We start from the raw sequence: 669 nt of genomic DNA, 5'->3' as shown, positions 1-669 counted from the left end.
ACCGTGACCGACGCCGCGCGCTGAGTCGGCGCGGCGCCCGCGGCATCCGCTTTCCACACCGCGCGTCGTGCGTCGGAAACGGGTTCCGTTCGGTGTTAGGATTGGATCGCACCCGGCAGGCGACRCAAAGTATCGCGTTCCCGGCCGCATCGTGCAATTCCCAGCAATCCATTGCTTTCGCTCTCGCGCATGTCTGCGCCACCGCGCACCGACATCGCTCGTGCCGGCGATCAAGCTCTCCTGGGTCGGCAACTCTCGCGACCAGGGGAAAGGAACATACCCAGTGACCAACGCAACCGACCACGCCGACGCGAGCGTGGCGAACCGCACCCGCCTGAGCGCCCTGAAGGTGGCCGAGCTCCAGGAGCTCGCCCTCTCCCTCGGCATCGTGGGTGCTTCGAAGCGCCGAAAGGGAGAACTCGTGGAGTTGATCTCCGCCCACCAGGACGGTGACGTCACCGCCGACGCCTCCGCCGAGGCGAGCGCCTCGGCCGTCGTGGCCGAGACTCCCGTCGCCGACGCTCCCGTCGCCGACGCTCCCGTCGCCGACGTGCCCGTCGCGGACGCGCCGTCCGTCGACGAGGCGCCGACGSCAGACGCGCCCACCGCAGACGCTCCGTTCGCGGCGCCGGCAGCGCCCGCCGACCAGCCCGCGGAGGCGCCCGCCGC

1 protein-coding gene is annotated in these 669 nt (G+C 71.2%); it reads left to right on the top strand.

The window, feature by feature from the left end:
• Positions 1-283: 283 nt before the first annotated feature.
• The coding region (locus AC1DY2_RS20350) for a Rho termination factor N-terminal domain-containing protein (protein WP_476764065.1) at positions 284-669 on the top strand (386 nt) is incomplete at its 3' end.

The sequence above is a fragment of the Agromyces sp. P1_H4 genome (genome assembly GCF_056405255.1).
This window is presented reverse-complemented; position numbering and strand designations above follow the sequence as displayed.